Annotated in this window: 22 protein-coding genes; 8 read left to right on the forward strand and 14 right to left on the reverse strand. The window is 66.6% G+C overall.

Features of this window, described 5'->3' with window-relative positions; translation table 11 throughout:
* Positions 1–28 precede the first annotated feature (28 nt).
* The 3 genes from recO (at position 29) to AB0I35_RS22670 (ending at position 2158) form a co-directional block, all read left to right on the forward strand.
* Positions 29–799 carry a DNA repair protein RecO gene (recO, locus tag AB0I35_RS22660; RefSeq protein WP_357398161.1) on the forward strand — a complete coding sequence of 257 codons (771 nt, stop codon included), beginning with the start codon at positions 29–31 and terminating at the stop codon, positions 797–799.
* Between the two features lie 118 nt (positions 800–917).
* Positions 918–1730 (forward strand): isoprenyl transferase, encoded by an 813-nt coding sequence (locus AB0I35_RS22665; RefSeq protein WP_357398162.1) that lies wholly within the window; start codon positions 918–920, stop codon positions 1728–1730.
* Positions 1731–1804: 74 nt separating this feature from the next.
* Positions 1805–2158 (forward strand): hypothetical protein, encoded by a 354-nt coding sequence (locus AB0I35_RS22670; RefSeq protein ID WP_243749936.1) that lies wholly within the window; start codon positions 1805–1807, stop codon positions 2156–2158.
* A 3-nt stretch (positions 2159–2161) separates the two neighbouring features.
* On the opposite strand, the gene AB0I35_RS22675 is transcribed toward AB0I35_RS22670, so the two are convergent.
* Positions 2162–2905, reverse strand: a complete 744-nt coding sequence (locus tag AB0I35_RS22675; protein ID WP_357398163.1) for a hypothetical protein — start codon at positions 2903–2905, stop codon at positions 2162–2164.
* Positions 2906–3019: 114 nt separating this feature from the next.
* A complete protein-coding gene (locus AB0I35_RS22680; protein ID WP_357398164.1) occupies positions 3020–3628 on the reverse strand; it encodes a TetR/AcrR family transcriptional regulator in 609 nt (202 codons plus the stop codon).
* 101 nt (positions 3629–3729) lie between these two features.
* Here AB0I35_RS22680 and AB0I35_RS22685 point away from each other — a divergent pair, with 101 nt between their 5' ends.
* Both AB0I35_RS22685 and AB0I35_RS22690 read left to right on the forward strand, forming a co-directional pair.
* On the forward strand, positions 3730–4686 hold the full coding sequence (locus AB0I35_RS22685; protein ID WP_357398165.1) for a hypothetical protein: 957 nt from the start codon (positions 3730–3732) through the stop codon (positions 4684–4686).
* 155 nt (positions 4687–4841) lie between these two features.
* On the forward strand, positions 4842–5054 hold the full coding sequence (locus tag AB0I35_RS22690; protein WP_357398166.1) for a hypothetical protein: 213 nt from the start codon (positions 4842–4844) through the stop codon (positions 5052–5054).
* Positions 5055–5894: 840 nt separating this feature from the next.
* On the opposite strand, the gene AB0I35_RS22695 is transcribed toward AB0I35_RS22690, so the two are convergent.
* Complete coding sequence (locus AB0I35_RS22695; protein ID WP_357398167.1) at positions 5895–7016, reverse strand: Fic family protein; 1122 nt, start codon at positions 7014–7016, stop codon at positions 5895–5897.
* Positions 7017–7263: 247 nt separating this feature from the next.
* Between AB0I35_RS22695 and AB0I35_RS22700 the strand changes: the two genes are divergently transcribed.
* Entirely contained in the window at positions 7264–7701 is a 438-nt protein-coding gene (locus AB0I35_RS22700) for a hypothetical protein (protein WP_357398169.1), read from the forward strand.
* Positions 7702–7780: 79 nt separating this feature from the next.
* On the opposite strand, the gene AB0I35_RS22705 is transcribed toward AB0I35_RS22700, so the two are convergent.
* The 10 genes from AB0I35_RS22705 to AB0I35_RS22750 form a co-directional block, all read right to left on the reverse strand.
* Entirely contained in the window at positions 7781–8017 is a 237-nt protein-coding gene (locus AB0I35_RS22705; RefSeq protein WP_357398170.1) for a hypothetical protein, read from the reverse strand.
* A gap of 116 nt (positions 8018–8133) precedes the next feature.
* On the reverse strand, positions 8134–8892 hold the full coding sequence (locus AB0I35_RS22710; RefSeq protein ID WP_357398171.1) for an ESX secretion-associated protein EspG: 759 nt from the start codon (positions 8890–8892) through the stop codon (positions 8134–8136).
* On the reverse strand, positions 8879–10195 hold the full coding sequence (locus tag AB0I35_RS22715) for a hypothetical protein (RefSeq protein WP_357398173.1): 1317 nt from the start codon (positions 10193–10195) through the stop codon (positions 8879–8881). Before AB0I35_RS22715 ends, AB0I35_RS22710 begins: the two co-directional genes overlap by 14 nt.
* Positions 10192–10572: a hypothetical protein gene (locus AB0I35_RS22720; protein ID WP_357398174.1), complete on the reverse strand. Its 381-nt coding sequence runs from the start codon at positions 10570–10572 to the stop codon at positions 10192–10194. The genes AB0I35_RS22715 and AB0I35_RS22720 overlap by 4 nt, the downstream gene beginning before the upstream one ends.
* Positions 10573–10583: 11 nt before the next feature.
* Positions 10584–11132, reverse strand: a complete 549-nt coding sequence (locus AB0I35_RS22725; RefSeq protein ID WP_357398175.1) for a DUF3558 domain-containing protein — start codon at positions 11130–11132, stop codon at positions 10584–10586.
* Positions 11133–11245: 113 nt separating this feature from the next.
* A complete protein-coding gene (locus AB0I35_RS22730) occupies positions 11246–11746 on the reverse strand; it encodes a hypothetical protein (RefSeq protein ID WP_357398177.1) in 501 nt (166 codons plus the stop codon).
* Entirely contained in the window at positions 11743–13545 is a 1803-nt protein-coding gene (locus AB0I35_RS22735) for an alpha/beta hydrolase (protein ID WP_357398178.1), read from the reverse strand. Before AB0I35_RS22735 ends, AB0I35_RS22730 begins: the two co-directional genes overlap by 4 nt.
* The gene (locus AB0I35_RS22740) at positions 13545–13838 is read right to left on the reverse strand and encodes a hypothetical protein (RefSeq protein ID WP_357398179.1); all 294 of its coding nucleotides are present in this window, start codon (positions 13836–13838) and stop codon (positions 13545–13547) included. The genes AB0I35_RS22735 and AB0I35_RS22740 overlap by 1 nt, the downstream gene beginning before the upstream one ends.
* 85 nt (positions 13839–13923) lie before the next feature.
* Positions 13924–14367, reverse strand: a complete 444-nt coding sequence (locus AB0I35_RS22745; protein ID WP_357398379.1) for a Fur family transcriptional regulator — start codon at positions 14365–14367, stop codon at positions 13924–13926.
* Positions 14368–14372: 5 nt separating this feature from the next.
* Positions 14373–14723, reverse strand: coding sequence for a metalloregulator ArsR/SmtB family transcription factor (locus AB0I35_RS22750; protein ID WP_067486782.1), 351 nt, complete (start codon positions 14721–14723; stop codon positions 14373–14375).
* Positions 14724–14916: 193 nt separating this feature from the next.
* Here AB0I35_RS22750 and AB0I35_RS22755 point away from each other — a divergent pair, with 193 nt between their 5' ends.
* The gene (locus AB0I35_RS22755; RefSeq protein WP_357398180.1) at positions 14917–16302 is read left to right on the forward strand and encodes a glycine--tRNA ligase; all 1386 of its coding nucleotides are present in this window, start codon (positions 14917–14919) and stop codon (positions 16300–16302) included.
* Positions 16303–16448: 146 nt separating this feature from the next.
* Complete coding sequence (locus tag AB0I35_RS22760; protein ID WP_357398181.1) at positions 16449–17714, forward strand: acyltransferase; 1266 nt, start codon at positions 16449–16451, stop codon at positions 17712–17714.
* Here the strand turns inward: AB0I35_RS22760 and AB0I35_RS22765 are convergent.
* Entirely contained in the window at positions 17711–18076 is a 366-nt protein-coding gene (locus AB0I35_RS22765) for a DUF732 domain-containing protein (RefSeq protein WP_357398182.1), read from the reverse strand. The two genes, AB0I35_RS22760 and AB0I35_RS22765, sit on opposite strands and share 4 nt — an antisense overlap.
* Positions 18077–18083 lie beyond the last annotated feature (7 nt).

The raw sequence follows: 18083 nt of genomic DNA on the forward strand, positions 1-18083 counted from the left end.
TGTCGGGGCGACGTGGAAGACTGGGCGCGTGCGGTTGTATCGGGACGAGGCGGTGGTGGTCCGTCAGCACAAGCTGGGCGAGGCCGATCGCATCGTCACGCTGCTGACCAGGCAACACGGGCTGGTTCGCGCCGTCGCCAAGGGTGTGCGGCGGACCAAGTCGAAGTTCGGTGCCCGGCTCGAGCCGTTCGCCTACATCGACGTGCAGTTGCACCCGGGCCGCACCCTCGACATCGTCACCCAGGTCACCACCGTCGAAGCGTTCGCCGCCGACATCATCGACGACTACGGCCGCTACACCACCGCCTGCGCGATCCTCGAGACCGCCGAGCGTCTCGCCGGTGAGGAACGCGCCCCCGCCCCGAAACTGCACGCGCTCACCGCGAGCGCTTTGCGTGCCATCGCCGCGAAACAGCGCCCCCACGAGCTGATCCTGGACGCGTACCTGTTGCGCGCCATGGGTTTCGCCGGTTGGGCGCCCGCGCTCGACGAATGCGCCCGCTGCGCGACCCCCGGCCCGCACCGTGCCTTCCATGTCGCCGCGGGTGGCGCGGTGTGCGTGCACTGTCGCCCACCCGGCGCGAGCACGCCCGCCGCGGGCGTGCTCGACCTGCTCGTCGCGCTGTTGAAGGGGGAGTGGGCCTACATCGCGGAGGTTCCCGACAATGTGCGCCGCCAGGCCAGCGGTCTGGTCGCCGCCCATCTGCAGTGGCATCTGGAACGCCAGCTGCGCACCCTGCCGCTGATCGAGCGCAGTCGCGTCGAACCCGGCGCCGCGACGGCAGGCCGCGTGGGCTGAGAGCGGCACCGCAACGGGGTGCGGTGGGGGATCAGACTTCGACGGGGGAGTCCGTGTCGTCGTGCTGTCCGGTCGCGATGGCGGAGCCCGTGCGGGGCTCGGTGGGGGATCAGGCAGGATGGAGTCCGTGATCCTCCGTCGTGACCCCGCCGCTGGGAGCAGCTCGACCCGCACTGTCCGTCCGCCGTCGCAGCACCCCTCCGGTGCCCGCCCGCCCGCGATTCCGCCGGAGCTGGTGCCCAACCACGTCGCGCTGGTGATGGACGGCAACGGACGCTGGGCTCAAGAGCGTGGTCTGCCGCGCACCGCGGGCCACGAACGTGGCGAGGCCGTGCTCATGGACGCGGTCGAGGGCTCCATCGAGATCGGTGTGAAGTGGCTGTCGGCCTACGCCTTCTCCACCGAGAACTGGCGGCGCAGCCCCGACGAGGTCCGCTTCCTCATGGGCTTCAACCGCGATGTGATCCGCCGCCGCCGCGACGAGATGCACGAGATGGGTGTGCGGGTCCGCTGGGCCGGGCGCCGACCGCGCCTGTGGCGCAGCGTCATCAAGGAACTCGAGGTGGCCGAGGAGCTCACCAAGGACAACGACGTGATGACGCTGACCATGTGCGTCAACTACGGTGGTCGCGCCGAAATCGCCGACGCCGCACGCGAAATCGCGCGCCGGGTGGCGGCGGGGGAGATCGACCCCGAGAAGGTCGACGAGTCGACAGTCGCCCGCTACCTCGACGAGCCGGACATGCCCGATGTGGACCTGTTCCTTCGCCCGTCGGGTGAGTTCCGCAGCTCCAACTTCCTCATCTGGCAGGCCGCCTACGCCGAATTCGTTTACCAGGACACGCTTTTCCCCGACTTCGACCGGCGTAACCTGTGGGCCGCGTGCCTGGAATACGCCAAGCGCGACCGCCGTTTCGGTGGAACCAAATGAGCGACGGAGCCGACATGGACGCCACGGTCACCCCCGAACTGGACCTGCAGGCGCGCACCGGCGCCTGCCTGCAGATGCAGGACATCGACGTGCGCGTGGACGCCGACGGTTCGCTCGGTTTCGAGTACGACGGCGCGCTGTCGTCGATCCGCGCCGTCACCCTCGCGCCCGGCCTCACCGTGCTCTCGATGACGTGCGTGCTGGCCTGGGACCGACCGCTGAAACCGCAACTGCACAAGCGCGTCGCCGAACGCAACGCCGAGATCCAGTTCGGTTCGGTCACCCTGATCTCGCGCGGCAAGCTCGCCGACATCATCCTGCGCTACACGTTCCCGGCCGAAGGCCTCGACGACCAGGCCCTCACCACCATGCTCCTGCTCACGCTGTCCGGCGCGAGCAAGGCCAGGCAGGGCTTGCTCGCGCCGTAGCCGCTAGCTGGTCGGCTTCCAGGTGATCTTGCCGCCCTGGAAGTCCTGGGCCTTGCCGCCCTGGTAGTCGTATTCGTCGCTGGTCGGGTAGCCGTAGCGGCCGTTCTCGGCGCCCGCGCGGATCCAGTCGGCCTGGATGCTGCCCCACACCGCGTGCGCGCCGGTGGTCGAGGACCAGTAGATGGCGCCGGTGGGGAACATGGTGAACTGGCCGTCGGCTTTGCCCGCCTTGGCTACATCCGTGAGCGGGAAGCCGAGCGGGCTCGACTCCCAGCCCAGCGCCGCCCACTTGTCCTTGATCGGACCGCTGATCTGGTGCGCGCCGGTGCCGACGGACCAGTAGATCGAGCCGCGCTGGAAATGGTTGAACCGGCCGTTGCCCGCCGGGGTGGACAGTTCACGGGTGACCGGGTAGCCGAGCGTCCCCGACTCGTTGCCGAGGGCCGCGTACTTGTCGCGGATCTGCCCCGCGACGGTGTTGGCGTTGGTGTCGGGGTGCCAGTAGATCGCCGCGTTGTTGGCGAAGGTCTGGTACTTGCCGCCCGCCGCCGCGTCGGCCTCGGGTCCGGTGGGGTCGCCCAGTGCGGCCGCGCCCACCTGGTCGTATTCGGTTTCGATCGCACCGCCCACCTCGAATGCGCCGATCATCCTCGCCTGTGCCGTCCCGGCGGCGGCCGCAGCCGCCACGGTGACGGCGGCCAGGACGGTCAGGCCGCGTGTGCGAAGCGTTCGTCGGTGAAGTGCCACAGGAAACTCCCTGGTCGGATCGATTATCGGCGATGTCCGGCGCACGGGACCCCCTCCGGTGCCGCCCCCGAACCTACCCTTCGCGCGGCGGTCGTAACAGTGCGGTCGCCGACATCACCGCTCGCGGACGGGTGGCACGGGAAGCATCACATCGACACCGCGGGCGAAGTCTTCCGGGGTGACGTCCTCGAGCAGCAGATGTTGCAGGATGAACCCCGGCAGCAGGCCGAGCATCGTCTTGGCGAGCGCTTCCACATCGGTGTCGGCCGGGATCCAGCCGAGTTCGCGCATCCGCGTGGCGTACTCGGTCATCAGGCCGCGTATGGCCGCGATGGCGCCGCTCACCGGGACCGCGGCCTCGGGTTGCACCAGGGCGAGTGCCCACACCTGTGGCGCGAGGCGCAGCGGTCCGTCGGGTCCGCTGCGCTTGGTGATCTCGGTGGTCAACATGCGCACGACCGCCGCCGGGGTCGGCGGCTCCTCGGCCCGGATATACCCGGCGAGCAGTTCGCGCAGCGGTCCGAGCGTGCGAGCGACCAGCGCCGCGATGATCTCGTTCTTGCTCCCGAAGTAGCGATACACGGCGCCCGCCGACAGGCCCGCCTCGGTGAAAACGTCCTGCATGGACGTCTCGTGGAAGCCCTTGCGGGCGAAGCACAGTTGCGCGGCGTCGAGGATCTGCTGCCTGCGGCGTTCCAGGTGTTCTTCGCTGACTCGGGGCATGCCTAAAAGTAAAACGAATACTCGTTCTTGACAAGCGAGCGGGGGCGGTGCGATCGTTGGAGACAATAAAGAACGAATATTCGCTTTAAGGGAGAAACGTCATGACGATCACCCGCCGAGCGGTCGGCATCGGACTCGTGGCCACCCTGCTGCAAGCTCTGATGCTGATCGCGTTCGCCTGGCCGGCTGTCAATCTCGCCCCCCGCGACCTGCCGATCGCCGTCGCGGGCCCGCAGGCCACGCAGGTCGGCCTGCAGTTGCAGCAGCGCAACCCCGACGCCTTCGAACTCACCACCCTCGCCGACGCGGACGCCGCCCGCACCGCCCTCGCCGACCGTGAGATCTACGGCGCGATCGTGACCGGCGGCGGCGCACCCCAGGTACTCGTCGCCTCCGCCGCGTCACCGGCGGTCGCCCAGCAGCTCACCGCGCTGGCCCAGCAGCTCAGCGGCGCGGCGACCGTCCCGGTCCAGGATGTGATCGCCGCCGACACCGACGATCCACGCGGCGCGGGCTTCGGCGCGATGGTGCTACCGCTTGTGATGTCCGGTATCGCCGCGGGCATCCTGCTCACCCTGGTGATCCCCACCCTCGGCGCCCGCCTGGCGGGCCTGGCCACGTTCGGTATCGTCGGCGGCCTGCTCAGTACCCTCGTCTACCACACCTGGCTCTCGATCCTCCCCGGCTCCTACCTCACCCTCGCCACCGTCGCCGCCCTGGCCTCCTTCGCCGTAGCCGCCACCATCGTCGGCCTCGCCGCGACCATCGGCCGCGCGGGCATCGGCCTCGGCGCACTCCTCATGCTCCTCATCGGCAACCCCTTCTCCGCCGCCACCTCCGCCCCCGAACTCCTCCCACAGCCCTGGGGCACCCTCGGCCAACTCCTCCCACCCGGCGCCGCCGCCACCCTGATGCGCTCGATCGCCTACTTCGACGGAGCCGGCGCAAGCCTTCCCCTCACCGTCCTCCTCACCTGGGCCATCGCGGGAGTCGCCCTCCTCGGCGTGGGCGCCCTCCGCACCCGCCCCACGGAAGTTCCCGAGCCTGTCCCCGCCTGATTCCTCATCAAAGATGCTCCACGCGAACCCCTTTCGCGTGGAGCATCGCCGTCTGCGCCCCCTGTGATCGATCATCCATCCTGAGCGCTTGGCGACCCCGCCCACCCTTCGCTACGGTGGCTCGGACAAATGTCCGAGGGGAAGTGGGAGCGGACATGACAGTGACGGAGGTGGACTCCGCGCGCCTGCGCTCGGAAATCGCGGCGTTCTACGCGGGCTTCGGCGTCGCGAGCGAACTGACGGCAGCGTTCGATGCCTCGACCCTGCTGGTGCCCTTATCCGGCCCCGAAGACCGGATGCCCGGCGTCCTCGAGGTGATTGTTGAGATCGCCCCGTGGGCACATAGCCATGGTTCAGGCGCACAATGAAAATGGCGACAGATTCCTATGATCTGCGCAATTTGCATTGTACACTGCGTCGGCGGAGCTTCAATCGTTCGGCCGACTTCATGGATCCTCTGCATGCGCGTTCATGGCCTAGATGGCAATCGTGTTTCGAAGGGTTCGGTTGTTGCGACATTCAATTTCCCCTATCCGGGTTGGAGGAACCATGGAACACTCCGCTGAACTGCTCGACACGGAGGGTGACTACTCGCTGATCAGATGGAGCGGCCGCAAGTTTCCTGGAGTTTCGATTCAGGGCGATAGTCTGAGTATTCTGGTCGATGATGCTCGCGAGCTCGAGCGGCTGTTGAACGAGGATGGTGGCGTGGGTGAAGCACGTCTAGCGGCACACGAGCTTCTCGAAAGTCTCTTGACAATTAGAGATCCTATGAGCGAATTATGGAGAAGGTGGGGGTAAAGCTGCCCTACACGTCAATGCCATGATCGGTTCGAAAAATTTGGGCTGCGTTTGTCAGAAATCATAGATGTCGCGAGTAAGTGGGTCCAGGAAGGCGCTGGATCCTTCAATGTGGATCACGTTCACTCGGTGCGAGGGCGGTCTGTGATTGCTGTTGTTCGCTGCACCGGAGGGATTGTACAGCGAGGTGATCGAGTCGGGCCGGTTTCATTCGGGTCGATCTGGGATATCACGATCGAATCCATTGTCAAGTGTGGCAAAGAGTGGGACTTCATCGACCTTGCGCATGCGGCTGAATTGCATTTCCTCGGCACGGAAGCGCCCATGATCAAGGTGGGAATGACTCTCTATTCGTACCCTCATGTCCAGGGCCGTTGATTTTCGCGACAGTACGTAGTGGAGAACGTTCATCGAACTGCCGGTTGAGCGAGTTCGTACGACGTGCTTCGACCACTCGATGCGGAGCGGTGGAGGATTCCGTGGTCGACTAGTTCGTTGATGTCGCGGAGGGCTGAGGCCTGCGAGGTCTTGGTGATGATGGCCCATTTTCGGGTGGTCAGTTTTCCGTCGAAACCGTCGAGGAGGCGGTTGAGCATGGTGATCTGGCGAGGGTTCAGGGCGGTGCCGTGCCAGGTGCGCCAGAAGGTGGCTTTTGCCAGCGCGGCATCAATTGTTTTGTCTGCCTGAATGATCGACTGGTGGAGGGCGTCCAGGAACCATGATAGCCAGGCGGTGACGTCGAGGTTTCCGCGTTGGGTGTTTTCGAGGACGGAGTAGTAGTTCTTGCGGTCGCGCTGGATCTGGGCCGACAGGCTGTAGAAGCGCCGGGGGCTGGATTCGGAGCGGGCGAGGGCGAGGTCTCCGATCGCACGGGCGATTCGGCCGTTTCCGTCATCGAACGGGTGGATGGTCACGAACCACAGGTGGGCGAGCCCGGCTTTGAGGATCGCGGGTTCGGTTGTGTCCGCGTCCAGCCATTCCAGGAATTGACGCATGTCGGTGTCGATGCGGGTGGCAGGAGGTGCTTCGAAGTGGACGCGCTGTTTGCCGTACGGTCCGGAGATCACCTCCATGGGGCCGGTTTCGTCGGTCCGCCAGCCACCGACTCGGATCCGTGAGATACCCGAGTATCCAGTGGGGAAGAGTCCCGCGTGCCAGCCGAACAGCCGCTCGGCGGTCACGGGTCTTTCGTAGTGACGGGTGGCGTCGAGGATCATGTCGACGACACCGTCGACCTTGCGGTCCGACGGAGCCGCGGCCCCTATGTCCACGCCGAGCCTGCGCGCGATGGATGATCGAACCGAAACCGCATCGAGCAACTCGCCCTCGATGGCGCTCGACTTCACGACATCGGCGGTGAGCGCCTCTAGTCCGGCGCGTTCCTGTGTCATGGCGTCGGTCTCCGCGAGGCGACCGTGCAGGCGCCCTTGGGCGAGCGCAACAGCAGCAGTGGGCTTGGCGAGCAGGGCGGAGTCGAAAGTGAGGCGGGGCCAATCCGCCGCCTCCCAGATGTACGTGCTACCCATCATGCAGTGATACTACCCCTATTCGCTTCAATTTCTGAAGCGAATAGGGGTAGTATCACTGCATGAATGCGTCGGGTCATGCAGGGCGGAGAAGGATTCTTCCTGTGTCATCGAGGTATCGATCGATGACGAATCGAGCCGATCGCGCCAGGCCTCGGAATCAGCGTGATGGTCGCCCCCTACTCGGTGCGGCCGCAGCGAATGGCTGCGCGCGAAGCGCGTGAACCGGATGCTGTGTTGCAATGCGTCTATGTCCGAGAAAGATCATGTTCGCCCGACCTACGGAGCGGGCCCACTCGTCGTCAACGGACGGGTAGTCCACCACCTCGACGAGCTCAGCGACCGTGAGTTTCTGAGCCTCGTCGGCAAGCGCACCGGAATGTACATCGGACGCACCACACTCGGCGGTGTGAAAGGTCTCCTCATCGGTTACGACATCGGCGCGCGACGTAACGGAGGTCCGGGGTTGGGTGGTTTCAGGGAGTGGTTGATGGCGAACTATGAAGTGGCATCGAACCTTACGTGGGAGGCGCAGATCGAACGCTTGGCCTTGCCCGATCGGCAGGCGGGTGTGCCACTCACACAGACGCAAGAAGATCGGGTGATCACGATGACGTTCGAGCTGCTCGACATGTTTCTCGCGGAGCGCGAGACCACGTCACCGCCGTCGCAAGGGCAGAAGCCGTAGGTGGCCGGCGCGTCGAGAGGAAGGACCAGAGGCGGACCCGCTCGGTCGACGGACAGATCGGCGCGGTCATGGTCTGCTCTCAGCGCGAAACGGACTCGATCCAGTCCAGCACGACAGCGAGATCATTGTGCCGCAGACCAATCCGCGACTCGACGCTGTAAAGCAGCGCCCGGCCATCGTACTTGGCCGCGACCCACTCCCGGTCGCGGTCGTCGATTTCGTCGTCGATCCAGATGAATGATCGGCCCGCGGCCCAGGCGAGGTTCCGCCGATGGGACAGCAGTTTCCGCAGCAGGCGGCATACCCGCAGCCGCATCCGGGGATGTATCAGCCTCAGCCCGGGTACCAGCAGTACCCGGGGAATCCGAACCCTGTGCCGCAGGGTTACCCGCCTCGGCCCGGTTACCCGCCGCAGGGGGTTCCGCCTCAGCGTTAGGGATTGGGGCCGAATTCCTGGTGGTAGCGCTGGGCTCGGGTGAGCATGCGCTGGATGCCGGCGATCATTCGGGAGGTGGGGAGGGGTTCGGCGATGATGGGGTCGCCGGTTTTGACGTAGTAGCGGCCGTCGGGGTAGTCCATCCACCAGAAGCTGCGGGCGGGGGTGGGGCGGGAATCGAGGGCGGGGCCCGCGAGGGCGGAGATTTCGCCGACGGCGTGGCGGGGGCGGTTGAAGATCCGGTTGAGTTGTTCCAGGGAACTCAGGCGTCCCGCGCGGTATTCGAAGTGTTCCTCTTCCTCGGCGAGGCGTTCGCGACGCACCTCGACGGGTGGTTTGGTGCCGGGCTTGGTGCGGGGGAGGGCCGCGACGGTCAGCGCGGCGACCTGGTCCGCGGTACAGCAGGTGAGCACGACATCGCTGCCGGTGTCCTCGGCGGTTCCCGGTGCCTGGGCGAGGGTGGCGCCGGCGCGGCCGCGGATGGCGCCGTGGAAGCGGATGACGTTCGAGACATCCTGGCCGACATAGCCCTTGGACTCGACCCTGGCGTCGGGTACGAGCAGCACGTCGATGGCCTGTTCGATCGCCGGATCGTATTTGGCGAGCAGCTTCTCCACGGCCGCTTCGCGGTGGCGTTTCAGTTCGTCGAAATCGGTGATGTCGGTGCGGTACTGGAGGGGGTAGGGGAGGCGGTCGCGGCCGTAACCGGACCAGAGGATCTCGAATTCGATGCCGGTGAACTCAACTCGGTGCACTGTCGTGGTCTCCGCCGATCACTGGGGGCACGGTTTTGATTCCGTCGGTTCCGATCAGCAGGTCGCCGTTGTCCTGGGTGATCAGGTAATCGGGAATGCCTTTGGTTCGGTCCTCGTCCGAGCCGCCGCCCCTGCCACCGGGCGCGCCCATGGCGCCCATCCCGGGTGCGCCGCGACCGCCACCGGCCGCCGCGCCTGCCCGTGAACCGGCGGCGGCAGCTGCGGCAGGGGAGTGGTTGCCGGGGCTCGACTTGCCCGGTGATGCGGGACCGCCTGCTGCCGAGCCGCCGCCACGGCCTGCGCTGCTGCCTCCACCTCGGGCACCGTTGCTCCCGCCGCCGGGCCCGGTCGCTCCGGGAGCGGTCACGCCGGGCCCGGTCGCCGTCGGGGAACCGGTGGACGGGGCCGAAGTGGACGGCGTGCTGGATTGCGGTGTCGCTGTGGAACTCTGCGAGGTGGTCGAGCTCGGGTCGGTGGCTTGCGGTGTGGTGGCCGCAGGATCGGAATTCGGGTTCTCGGTAGTCGCCTGATCGTCGCCCGCGCCGATGTCCTCAGGGCTGTCGGCTGCCGAATCTCCGGAAGTGTCACCGGTATTCGAACCCCCACCGCCCGCGCCGGGACCACCGGGACCACCGCCGTCGCCTGCGATGACCGGTGCGGTCGGCAGGAATGGCACCCCGACATCGGCCTGTCCCGCCACCTGGCTGTAGACAGTGCGCAGAATCCTGCGCGCCTCCTGCGTGGCTTCCTCGCGATTGTGATCGTCGACCTTCATCACCCCCTCGGCAGGCAGCGTCTTACCGGTGACATTCTCGCGCTCGGTGAGCCCCGGCATCAATGCCTGCGTCTGTTCGATGCCGGTGCGCATCTCGGTGAGCTTCCAGCTGATCGCGGTCGCCGCCTGCGACAGGGGGATCGACCGTTCCGAGTAGTTGTTCACCGCCGCGACCGCCGCCGACGCCGCCGCACCGGTCCACCCGCTGCGCCCGTTGGCGCCGGTGACGGTTCGGGAGAACTCCTGATTGAACTTCAGGAAGGTGCCCATCAGATTCATGCCGATATTCGCCCAGGCCGTCACGGCCTCGTCGACCAGCCGGGGTTTCATCGCGGCGACGGCGGCCTGCATCTGTTCGAGCGACATGTTGTCGTAATTGTCAGGGGTGGTGATGTGCGGCGGTTGCAGGTCGCCGTCGAAAATGGTGGCGTAGTTGCCGTCGGCATAGTGGGCGTAGATCTTCGACCGTTCGACGTTCCACTGTTCCTGCGCGGCGATCACTCTGCTCTTGTAATCCTCGTAGGTCACAGGTGTTCTCCCGTCGCGGCGATCTGGTCGCCGGCCGCCTGGTCCTGGGCGACGAAATTCGCGATCGCCTTGGCGACGACCTCTTTCGCGGTTTGGACGACTTCGATGTGTTGCCTGAGCACCGTGTCCAGTGCTCTATCGCCACCAGAGGCGGTCAGCGAGAACTTCTTTTCCAAGACGGCGCTGGAATCGAAGGTACCGAAGCCGGTGATGCGCTCGACGCGCCCGACCATAAGGAATACCTCTTCCAAACGAGAGATGTGGTCGTCGCACACACGGTCGAGGTCGCGCCCGACTTCCGGATCGAGCATCAGTTGACCCGCGTCCGCCTGCGACTTCAATTGACTCCACTGGCCAGGATCGATACCGAGAACCATGCTGCCACCCGTCAATTCGCCGGGAGGTACTGAGCCAGGGCGGTGCTGATTCGGATCGCCTCAGCACAAGGCTCCGGCGGATTCTTGGCGGAGACCCGATTCTGCAGATGGAAATCAACCGAGCCGTCGGGCAGCTCGACGCTCACGTAGCAAGCGAGATCGCTCGCCGCGCCGACCGGTCGAAATTGAAGGGCATTACGTCCTCCGACTGTCACATCAGTGAAGTCGGTGTACTTGGTGGTCTGTTTCCGGGATTCGGCCAGGGTGTGCTCGGAGGACAAGAGAGCCAAGCTGTACAGGTTCGCAGAATCCTTCCACTCGCACACTTTCCACCCCGAAAAATCCACCCCCGCAACATCCTTCTTCTTACTCCCCACATTCAACCCGACCCCGCCGACCGCCGAATCCGGCAGCGAACACGGATCCCATACCTTCGCTTCGGCATCCACCGAGGTAGGACTGGCCGCCACACTCACCTGACTCGGCTGCGGAGTGGCCGCCCCCTGCTCACTCCCGCACCCGGCGACGACAAACCCCACCGCCGCCACAACCCCGACCATGCTCGTACCCCGTCGACCTGCCATGTCTGTCATCCCTCCCGCAGAACCGGAACCGTGCACGACGTTCCCGCGATCGTAGCCACTGTCGTCTCCCACTGCGACACCCCGAAGTCTCACTCGGCCGCGCACGGTGAGGTGGATGCCATGGTGAAGCGCACCTCCTGTTTGTCGGGCCCCACACGGCTGCGCGACGACGACACCGAGAATCCGCGCGCGTCCCGGTAGTACCTGCTCACCGGGTCGGCATCGGGGTTCTGACTCGGCACGAGGGTGAATCCGCGAGTGGTCATCGCTTCGAGATTGGCCATCGCCCGGTCGATGAACTCCTGTGACGGGTTGATCTGTTCTCGCTGATATCGGGGTCGCCAGGGTGGGCCGTCCATGCTGATCGAGTCCATCCTGCTGCGGCACCCGGTGCTCGTGTCGACCGCCGCCGTATCGATGGACAGCTCCTCCGGCCAGATCAGCTCGAAGTTGTCGGCCACAACCGGCTTGCTCTCGGCCACAGTGAGTCCCGAGCGTCGCATGATGTCCTCATTGGTCGGGCCGTGTTCCTCGACCAGTGAGCATCCCGTGAGCACCAGCGAAACCGCCAGCACAGCAATGGTTCTCATCGGATCTCGATTCGGGCGCCGAGTTGCGGATTGTCGGTCACGCGCGGGTCGGCGTACGGGTCCTCGATATCGAGGACGGCCTGCGCGGTGGCGGCGCGACCGGCGTCGAACGCTTCCTTGCCGCCGTTGCCGATGTCGCCGAGACCCACATCCACCCAGGGGGTTTCGATGCCACGCTCCACGTAGGCTCTCGCGTCCGTTCCCGCGATAACGCCGACGATATTGCCGAAGGCGGTCGATCCGGGATCGTCCCAGTACTTGCCGTGGCCGTCGGTGCCGAACACGACCTCACCCGCACGCGAGGAGCTGTCGCCGTAGTAGCCGGTGTCGAGCCGGATCACGCCGGGAACCTCGTCGGGGTCGCCGCCGAGGACATCGGAGGCGTGTGGGTTGCCGGGCAGGCGCAGGCCGGGCACGCTGAGCCCGGCATCCGGGTAGGACTGGACAACGCCGATGAGGTCGCCGGGCGCGGTCATCGAATAGCGCTGCACATCAGGATTCTGGTTGTTCCAACCACCCTCGAACACACCGGTTCCCGCCGACGAAGCGTGCAGAATCCGATCGGCTCGCAGCCCGAGTTGCTCGGCGGAACCCACCACCGAGCCGCCGTAGGAGTGCCCGACGTATGTCACGGGCGTGCCCGGCGCCTGGCTGCTCACCTCGCGGTCCACTTCCCGGCCGAACTCGACCAGTTTCGGCGCCATCTCCGCGGCGAACGACGGGCTCGGCGCACCGTCGGACAGGCTGGTGAGACTTTGCGGAAAGTCGCCCTCCATGTAGAGGAAGATCGGCCCGCCGGTCCGGTCGGCCAGGTTCCAGGCGGCCACATGATTCGACCCGGACGAATTGAGGTTGGTGCTCGTGCCCGGCACGTAGACGCCGACGCCGGGCACCCCGGATCGCATGCTGCCGAGCATCTCGATCATCCGCCCGTTGCCCTCGGTGCTGAACATGACGAACTTGCGGTCCACCATGCCCAGCGCCGCGGCCGAGACGGTCGCCTCCGGATCCGGGATCGGTGACAGCATGGCTTCCAACTGTCCGACCCGGGCCTGATCTGGTACCGGCTGGGCCTTCTCCCTGGTGAGCGCGTTGCGGATGGTGATCTCGTTCGCCTCGATCCGCATCGCGAACGGCACCCCGTTGAGGTTGCCGAGTGTCTCCGGCGCGGCGATCACCAGCTGACGCTGGGCTTCCGGACTCAACCCGGCCAGGAAGGCGGCCCGCTCGTCGGGCGACATCGCGGCCAACCGCGCCACGACCGCGTCGGGGTCGTGCGGCGAGCCATCGGCGAGGGCCACGCGGGGCTGACCATCGCGGATGGCGACCAGATCACCGATCGACTCGCGCAACCGACCACCGAACAGGGTGTCGAGCCGCTCGATCTCGTCCAGTCCGCTGCGCAAGTTGAGCTGGAAAACGCCTGCGGCACCGGTCTTCTCGGGCTCCGAATGACTCACGGCTCCGTCGGCCGCAACAGTGAACCCCTGCGACACCGCGAGGTTCTTCTGTTCCAGCACATACGTTTTCGCGTGTATCAGCCCTTGAAACACATCGGCGGCGTCGTCGGCGATGCGCAGCAGTACCGCGCGCACTTCGTACCCGTGATCGACTTCCTCATCGATGCGCTGCGTAGCCGCGTCTTTGGTCCGGCCGTGCCAGCTTTCCGCTGCGGAGAGCGCGCGCGAACAATCGTCCACCGAGGTGGACAGCAGGTCGGCGTTCGCGCGGGCAGCTTCGGCGGCCCGGTGCACGGCGTCGAGATTCCAGGTGTCGAGCTGGGGGATCGTCGGCCGCATCAGCGCGGCTCCAGCTTCGTGATCTCGGCGGCGGTCGCGCCGTCGGCGGCCTCGATGTCGGCCGAGAACTTGTCGAGCAGATCGGCCAGCGCCGAATACCTGGTCGCGATCGAGGTCATCGCTTGTCGCGCCGGGTCGGGTACGCCGCGCAGCACGGCGAGCACGTCACTTCCCTCGCCGGTCGCCTCGTTCATCACCGCCCAGCTCAGCGCCTCGACGGCACCGGCTTCCTGACGCCAGGTGGTCGCCATCGCCGTCAGCTGCCCGGGTTCGACCCCCAAGAATCCACTCACGAAATCCCCTCCTCCGCTACCGCGCCTCGTCGTTGTGATGGTTGGACGGGGCACGCGGAGCAAGGGTTCCATCATGTGATGTGAGTCACACGGAGGCGGACTCGCTGTTCTCGGCGGCGACGCGCACACAGTCGCGGCAGGTGCCGAAGATCTCCAATGTGTGGCTCACCTGGGTGAAGCCGTGCTCGCCTGCGATCGCCTCGGCCCACGCCTCGACGGTCGGGCCTTCCACCTCGACGGTGCTGCCGCACTGCCTGCACACCAGGTGATGATGGTGGCCGCTCGAGCACTGGCGGTACACGGACTCGCCGGAATCGGTACGCAACACGTCGACCATGCCTGCGTCGGCCAGCGACTGCAGGGTGCGGTACACGGTGGTCAGGCCGATGCCTTCGCCGCGTTTGCGCAGTTCGTCGTGCAACTCCTGCGCCGAGCGGAACTCTTCGATATCGCCGAGCAGCGCCGAGATGGCGCTGCGCTGACGGGTGCTGCGAACGCCGACCTGCTTGCCGGAGTGGTTGTCTGCCAACGGTTTCACCCTTCCTCGGCATGGGCGACGGCATCGACGACGATGTGCGCCAGATGATCGTCGACGAGTTCGTAGAGCACCTCGCGACCCGAGCGTTCCCCGTGCACGACGCCCGCCGATTTCAGAATGCGCAGATGCTGGCTGACCAGTGGCTGGGTGACACCGAGCGCGTCGACCAGCTCGTGCACGCAGCGCGGCGACTCGCGCAACTGCAGCACGATCGCGATCCGCACCGGGGCGGCGAGGGCGCGCAGCAGCTCACCCGCGTCCTCGAGCACCGTGCGCGCGGGCACCGGCGCGGGCGGCAGGGACTGATACGGGCTGTGCTGGTGCGCAGGCGCGGCATCGGTGGTCATCAACCAACTCCTTAATGGAAACCGATACCATTTTGACATGCAAGTGTGCGCATGTCGAATGTGACGCGGCGCGGCATCGGTCGGCTGCTGATAACTCGCTGGACCCGGCCCGATACGCTGGACCAAATGCGTTCGGAAACCGTGCAGGCTGGTTACCGAACAAACCGACTCGCAGTGGATGGAGAAATCTCGCGTGGCACCCAAGTCGAAGGTGGACACCGTTGCCAACCTCGCCAAGCGCCGGGGTCTGGTCTACCCGTGCGGTGAGATCTACGGAGGCACCAAGTCGGCGTGGGACTACGGTCCGCTGGGCGTGGAGCTGAAGGAGAACATCAAGCGGCAGTGGTGGCGGACCATGGTCACCAGCCGGGAAGACGTTGTCGGCCTTGACTCCTCGGTGATCCTGCCCCGCCAGGTCTGGGAGGCCTCGGGCCACGTCGCCACCTTCTCCGACCCGCTGGTCGAGTCGCTGCACACGCACAAGCGCTACCGCGCCGACCACCTCCTGGAAGCCTACGAGGAGAAGCACGGCCGCCCGCCCGCCAACGGCCTGGCCGACATCAACGACCCCGAGACCGGCCAGCCGGGCAAGTGGACCGAGCCGAAGAACTTCTCCGGCCTGCTCAAGACCTTCCTCGGCCCGGTCGACGACGAAGAGGGCCTGCACTACCTGCGTCCCGAGACCGCGCAGGGCATCTTCGTCAACTACAAGAACGTCGAGACCACCGCGCGCAAGAAGCCGCCGTTCGGCATCGCCCAGATCGGCAAGAGCTTCCGCAACGAGATCACCCCCGGCAACTTCATCTTCCGCACCCGCGAGTTCGAGCAGATGGAGATGGAGTTCTTCGTCAAGCCCGGTGAAGACGCCGAGTGGCACAAGTACTGGATCGACACCCGCCTGGCCTGGTACACCGACCTCGGCATCGACCCGGACAACCTGCGCCTGTTCGAGCACCCGAAGGAAAAGCTGTCGCACTACTCGGCCGGTACCACCGACATCGAGTACCGCTTCCGCTTCCAGGGCAGCGAGTGGGGCGAGCTCGAGGGCATCGCCAACCGCACCGACTACGACCTCAAAACGCACTCGGAGCACTCCGGCACCGATCTGAGCTTCTTCGATCAGGCCTCCGGTGAGCGCTACATCCCGTACGTCATCGAGCCCGCGGCCGGTCTGACCCGGTCGCTGATGGCGTTCCTCGTCGACGCCTACACCGTCGACCAGGTACCGACCGCGAAGGGCACCACGGAGGAGCGGATCAGCTTGCGCCTCGACCCGCGCCTGGCGCCGGTGAAGGCCGCGGTTCTCCCGCTGTCGCGCAACGCCGACCTGACCCCGAAGGCCAAGGACCTCGCGGCCCAGCTGCGTCGCAACTGGAACGTGGACTTCGACGACGCGGGTGCCATCGGCCGCCGCTACCGTCGGCAGGACGAGATCGGCACCCCGTTCTGCATCACGGTCGACTTCGACACCCTCGACGACCAGGCCGTCACGGTGCGCGAGCGCGACTCGATGGCACAGGAACGCATCGCTCTCGACCAGGTGGAGACCTACCTCGCCACCCGCCTCGTCGGCGCCTGAACCGCCACTGACCGAAGCCCGCGCCACCATCCGGCGCGGGCTTCGTCGCGTCACAGGCCGGTAGCCACGGCAGCGCGTCGTGGAGGCGATCACAGTGCGCACCCGGCAGTTTGCGTCTGGCGGCGCCGTGCCTCACTCTGTCCGATGTGCTGTGGGAACCGGAAGACGTGGTGCGCGTGCTCGACCCGTCCGAACAGCGATTCGTGCGCCATGCCACCTACACCGGACGGTCGGTGACGGTGCGCGGTGAACTCGACGCGGTAGCGCTCGGCGCGGCGTTCGCCGCCTTGCAGCGCGCCTTCCCGATCTTGGTCGGCCGGATCGTCGAGGATGCCGACGGGAACGGAATCCTTTTGCGCCCCGGGCATATCGAGCCGGTCGGCGCGTGGGTGAGTTTCGGTGATCCCGACGACGTCAGGATCCCGACCGAATCGCTGGACCCTGCCGATCAACTGGCGTATCTGGATGTGGTTCTCGCCGAGGAGGACCGGGCGCGCGTCACGCTGTTCGTGCATCACGCCGTAGCCGACGCCGGGCATTGCGTCGAACTGTTCGCGCGGCTGTGGGACTACTACACCGATCATGTGGAGACCGGGACCATCGTCGCGGGCAGCCGGGAGTATCCGGTCTCGGTGGAAACGCTGCTCGCCGAACGGGGAATCACCCGCGCGCCGCGATCGGGGCTCGAACCGGTGATCCGTCCGGTGGTCGTCGCCGACGCGGTGGGTGTCGTCGAGCCCTCGCCGCCCCCCTCGGCGGCTCTGGCCAGGCCCGCGCGAATCCAGTTGAGTCCCACCGAGACCGCCCGGGTGCTCGACCAGGCACGCACGCACGCGGTGAGTGTGAACGGCTTGGTCACCGCGGCGGCGCTACGCGCCTTCGCGGGCGTGTACGACGTCACCGAGGTCGGTTGCGTCTACCCGGTCGATCTGCGCAGGCGCCTCGACCCGCCGATCGCGGCGGCCGCGGGCACGAACGTCTCCGGCCTGGCGGCCTTCGCCACCACCGACACCGACGATCTGATCGACCTCGCCCGCCGGATCGGCACCAGCCTGCACAACGACCTCGCCACCGGCGTGATCGAACAGTCGGTCCTGCATTTCCCCGACTTCTTCGGCCCCGACCGCATCCACTCGACGGCCGGACACATCGCCCTCACCAACACCGGCACGGTGCCCACCTTCCGGGCACCGGTCGGCCTGACCCTCGACGACTACGAGATCGTCTATCTCTCCGCACATCCGCGCCCGTCGACCGGGGCCTCGGCCGCGATGACCGTCCTCGTCTACACCTACCTCGGTTGCCTCACCCTGGCCAGGCTCGGCGGCGGACCGCGCGCGACCGAACTGCTGCCCGCGCTCGCCGCCGAGCTCACCGGCCACGCCGCCGCAGCGGTAGCGGCCAGCGCCTAGCCGCCGGCGACCATCTCATCGAACGCCACCATGAGCGCGTCGCCGTGCTGCGAGCACAACCCGCGAGTGGCCGCGCCCATGAGGTTGCGCGTCTCCGGCTCGGTCATCCCGCCTTCCTCGCCGAACCCGATGACCTTGCGCAACACCTCGGGGCTAACCCCGCGCGAGTCGAACACCTCGCACATCGCGTAGCCCACGTCGAGCAGCCCCTCGTCGGTCTGCAGCCACAGCGACGGCGAGTGGTGCCGTGCCGTGTCGAGGAACAGTTGTTCTCCCTCGGGGGTCGCCGCCTGGGCGAGACCGCCCCCGGCCAGGAGGGCGGCACACGCGGCGGCCGCCACGGTGATCCGGTACTTCAGCATGACTATG

Origin of the sequence: Nocardia sp. NPDC050378 (genome assembly GCF_040655675.1) — a bacterium.
Classification (GTDB): Bacteria; Actinomycetota; Actinomycetes; order Mycobacteriales; family Mycobacteriaceae; genus Nocardia; species Nocardia coubleae.

What these genes read in the sequence shown, in the direction of transcription:
- AB0I35_RS22665 (WP_357398162.1), top strand. Translation starts at nt 918, where the DNA reads ATGGAGTCCGTGATCCTCCGTCGTGACCCCGCCGCTGGGAGCAGCTCG.
- AB0I35_RS22690 (WP_357398166.1), top strand. Translation starts at nt 4,842, where the DNA reads ATGACAGTGACGGAGGTGGACTCCGCGCGCCTGCGCTCGGAAATCGCG.
- AB0I35_RS22670 (WP_243749936.1), top strand. Translation starts at nt 1,805, where the DNA reads ATGCAGGACATCGACGTGCGCGTGGACGCCGACGGTTCGCTCGGTTTC.
- AB0I35_RS22725 (WP_357398175.1), bottom strand. Translation starts at nt 11,132, where the DNA reads ATGGTCGGGGTTGTGGCGGCGGTGGGGTTTGTCGTCGCCGGGTGCGGG.
- AB0I35_RS22695 (WP_357398167.1), bottom strand. Translation starts at nt 7,016, where the DNA reads ATGATGGGTAGCACGTACATCTGGGAGGCGGCGGATTGGCCCCGCCTC.
- AB0I35_RS22765 (WP_357398182.1), bottom strand. Translation starts at nt 18,076, where the DNA reads ATGCTGAAGTACCGGATCACCGTGGCGGCCGCCGCGTGTGCCGCCCTC.
- AB0I35_RS22750 (WP_067486782.1), bottom strand. Translation starts at nt 14,723, where the DNA reads ATGACCACCGATGCCGCGCCTGCGCACCAGCACAGCCCGTATCAGTCC.
- AB0I35_RS22735 (WP_357398178.1), bottom strand. Translation starts at nt 13,545, where the DNA reads ATGCGGCCGACGATCCCCCAGCTCGACACCTGGAATCTCGACGCCGTG.
- AB0I35_RS22680 (WP_357398164.1), bottom strand. Translation starts at nt 3,628, where the DNA reads ATGCCCCGAGTCAGCGAAGAACACCTGGAACGCCGCAGGCAGCAGATC.
- AB0I35_RS22730 (WP_357398177.1), bottom strand. Translation starts at nt 11,746, where the DNA reads ATGAGAACCATTGCTGTGCTGGCGGTTTCGCTGGTGCTCACGGGATGC.
- AB0I35_RS22685 (WP_357398165.1), top strand. Translation starts at nt 3,730, where the DNA reads ATGACGATCACCCGCCGAGCGGTCGGCATCGGACTCGTGGCCACCCTG.
- AB0I35_RS22700 (WP_357398169.1), top strand. Translation starts at nt 7,264, where the DNA reads ATGTCCGAGAAAGATCATGTTCGCCCGACCTACGGAGCGGGCCCACTC.
- AB0I35_RS22705 (WP_357398170.1), bottom strand. Translation starts at nt 8,017, where the DNA reads ATGCGGCTGCGGGTATGCCGCCTGCTGCGGAAACTGCTGTCCCATCGG.
- AB0I35_RS22720 (WP_357398174.1), bottom strand. Translation starts at nt 10,572, where the DNA reads ATGGTTCTCGGTATCGATCCTGGCCAGTGGAGTCAATTGAAGTCGCAG.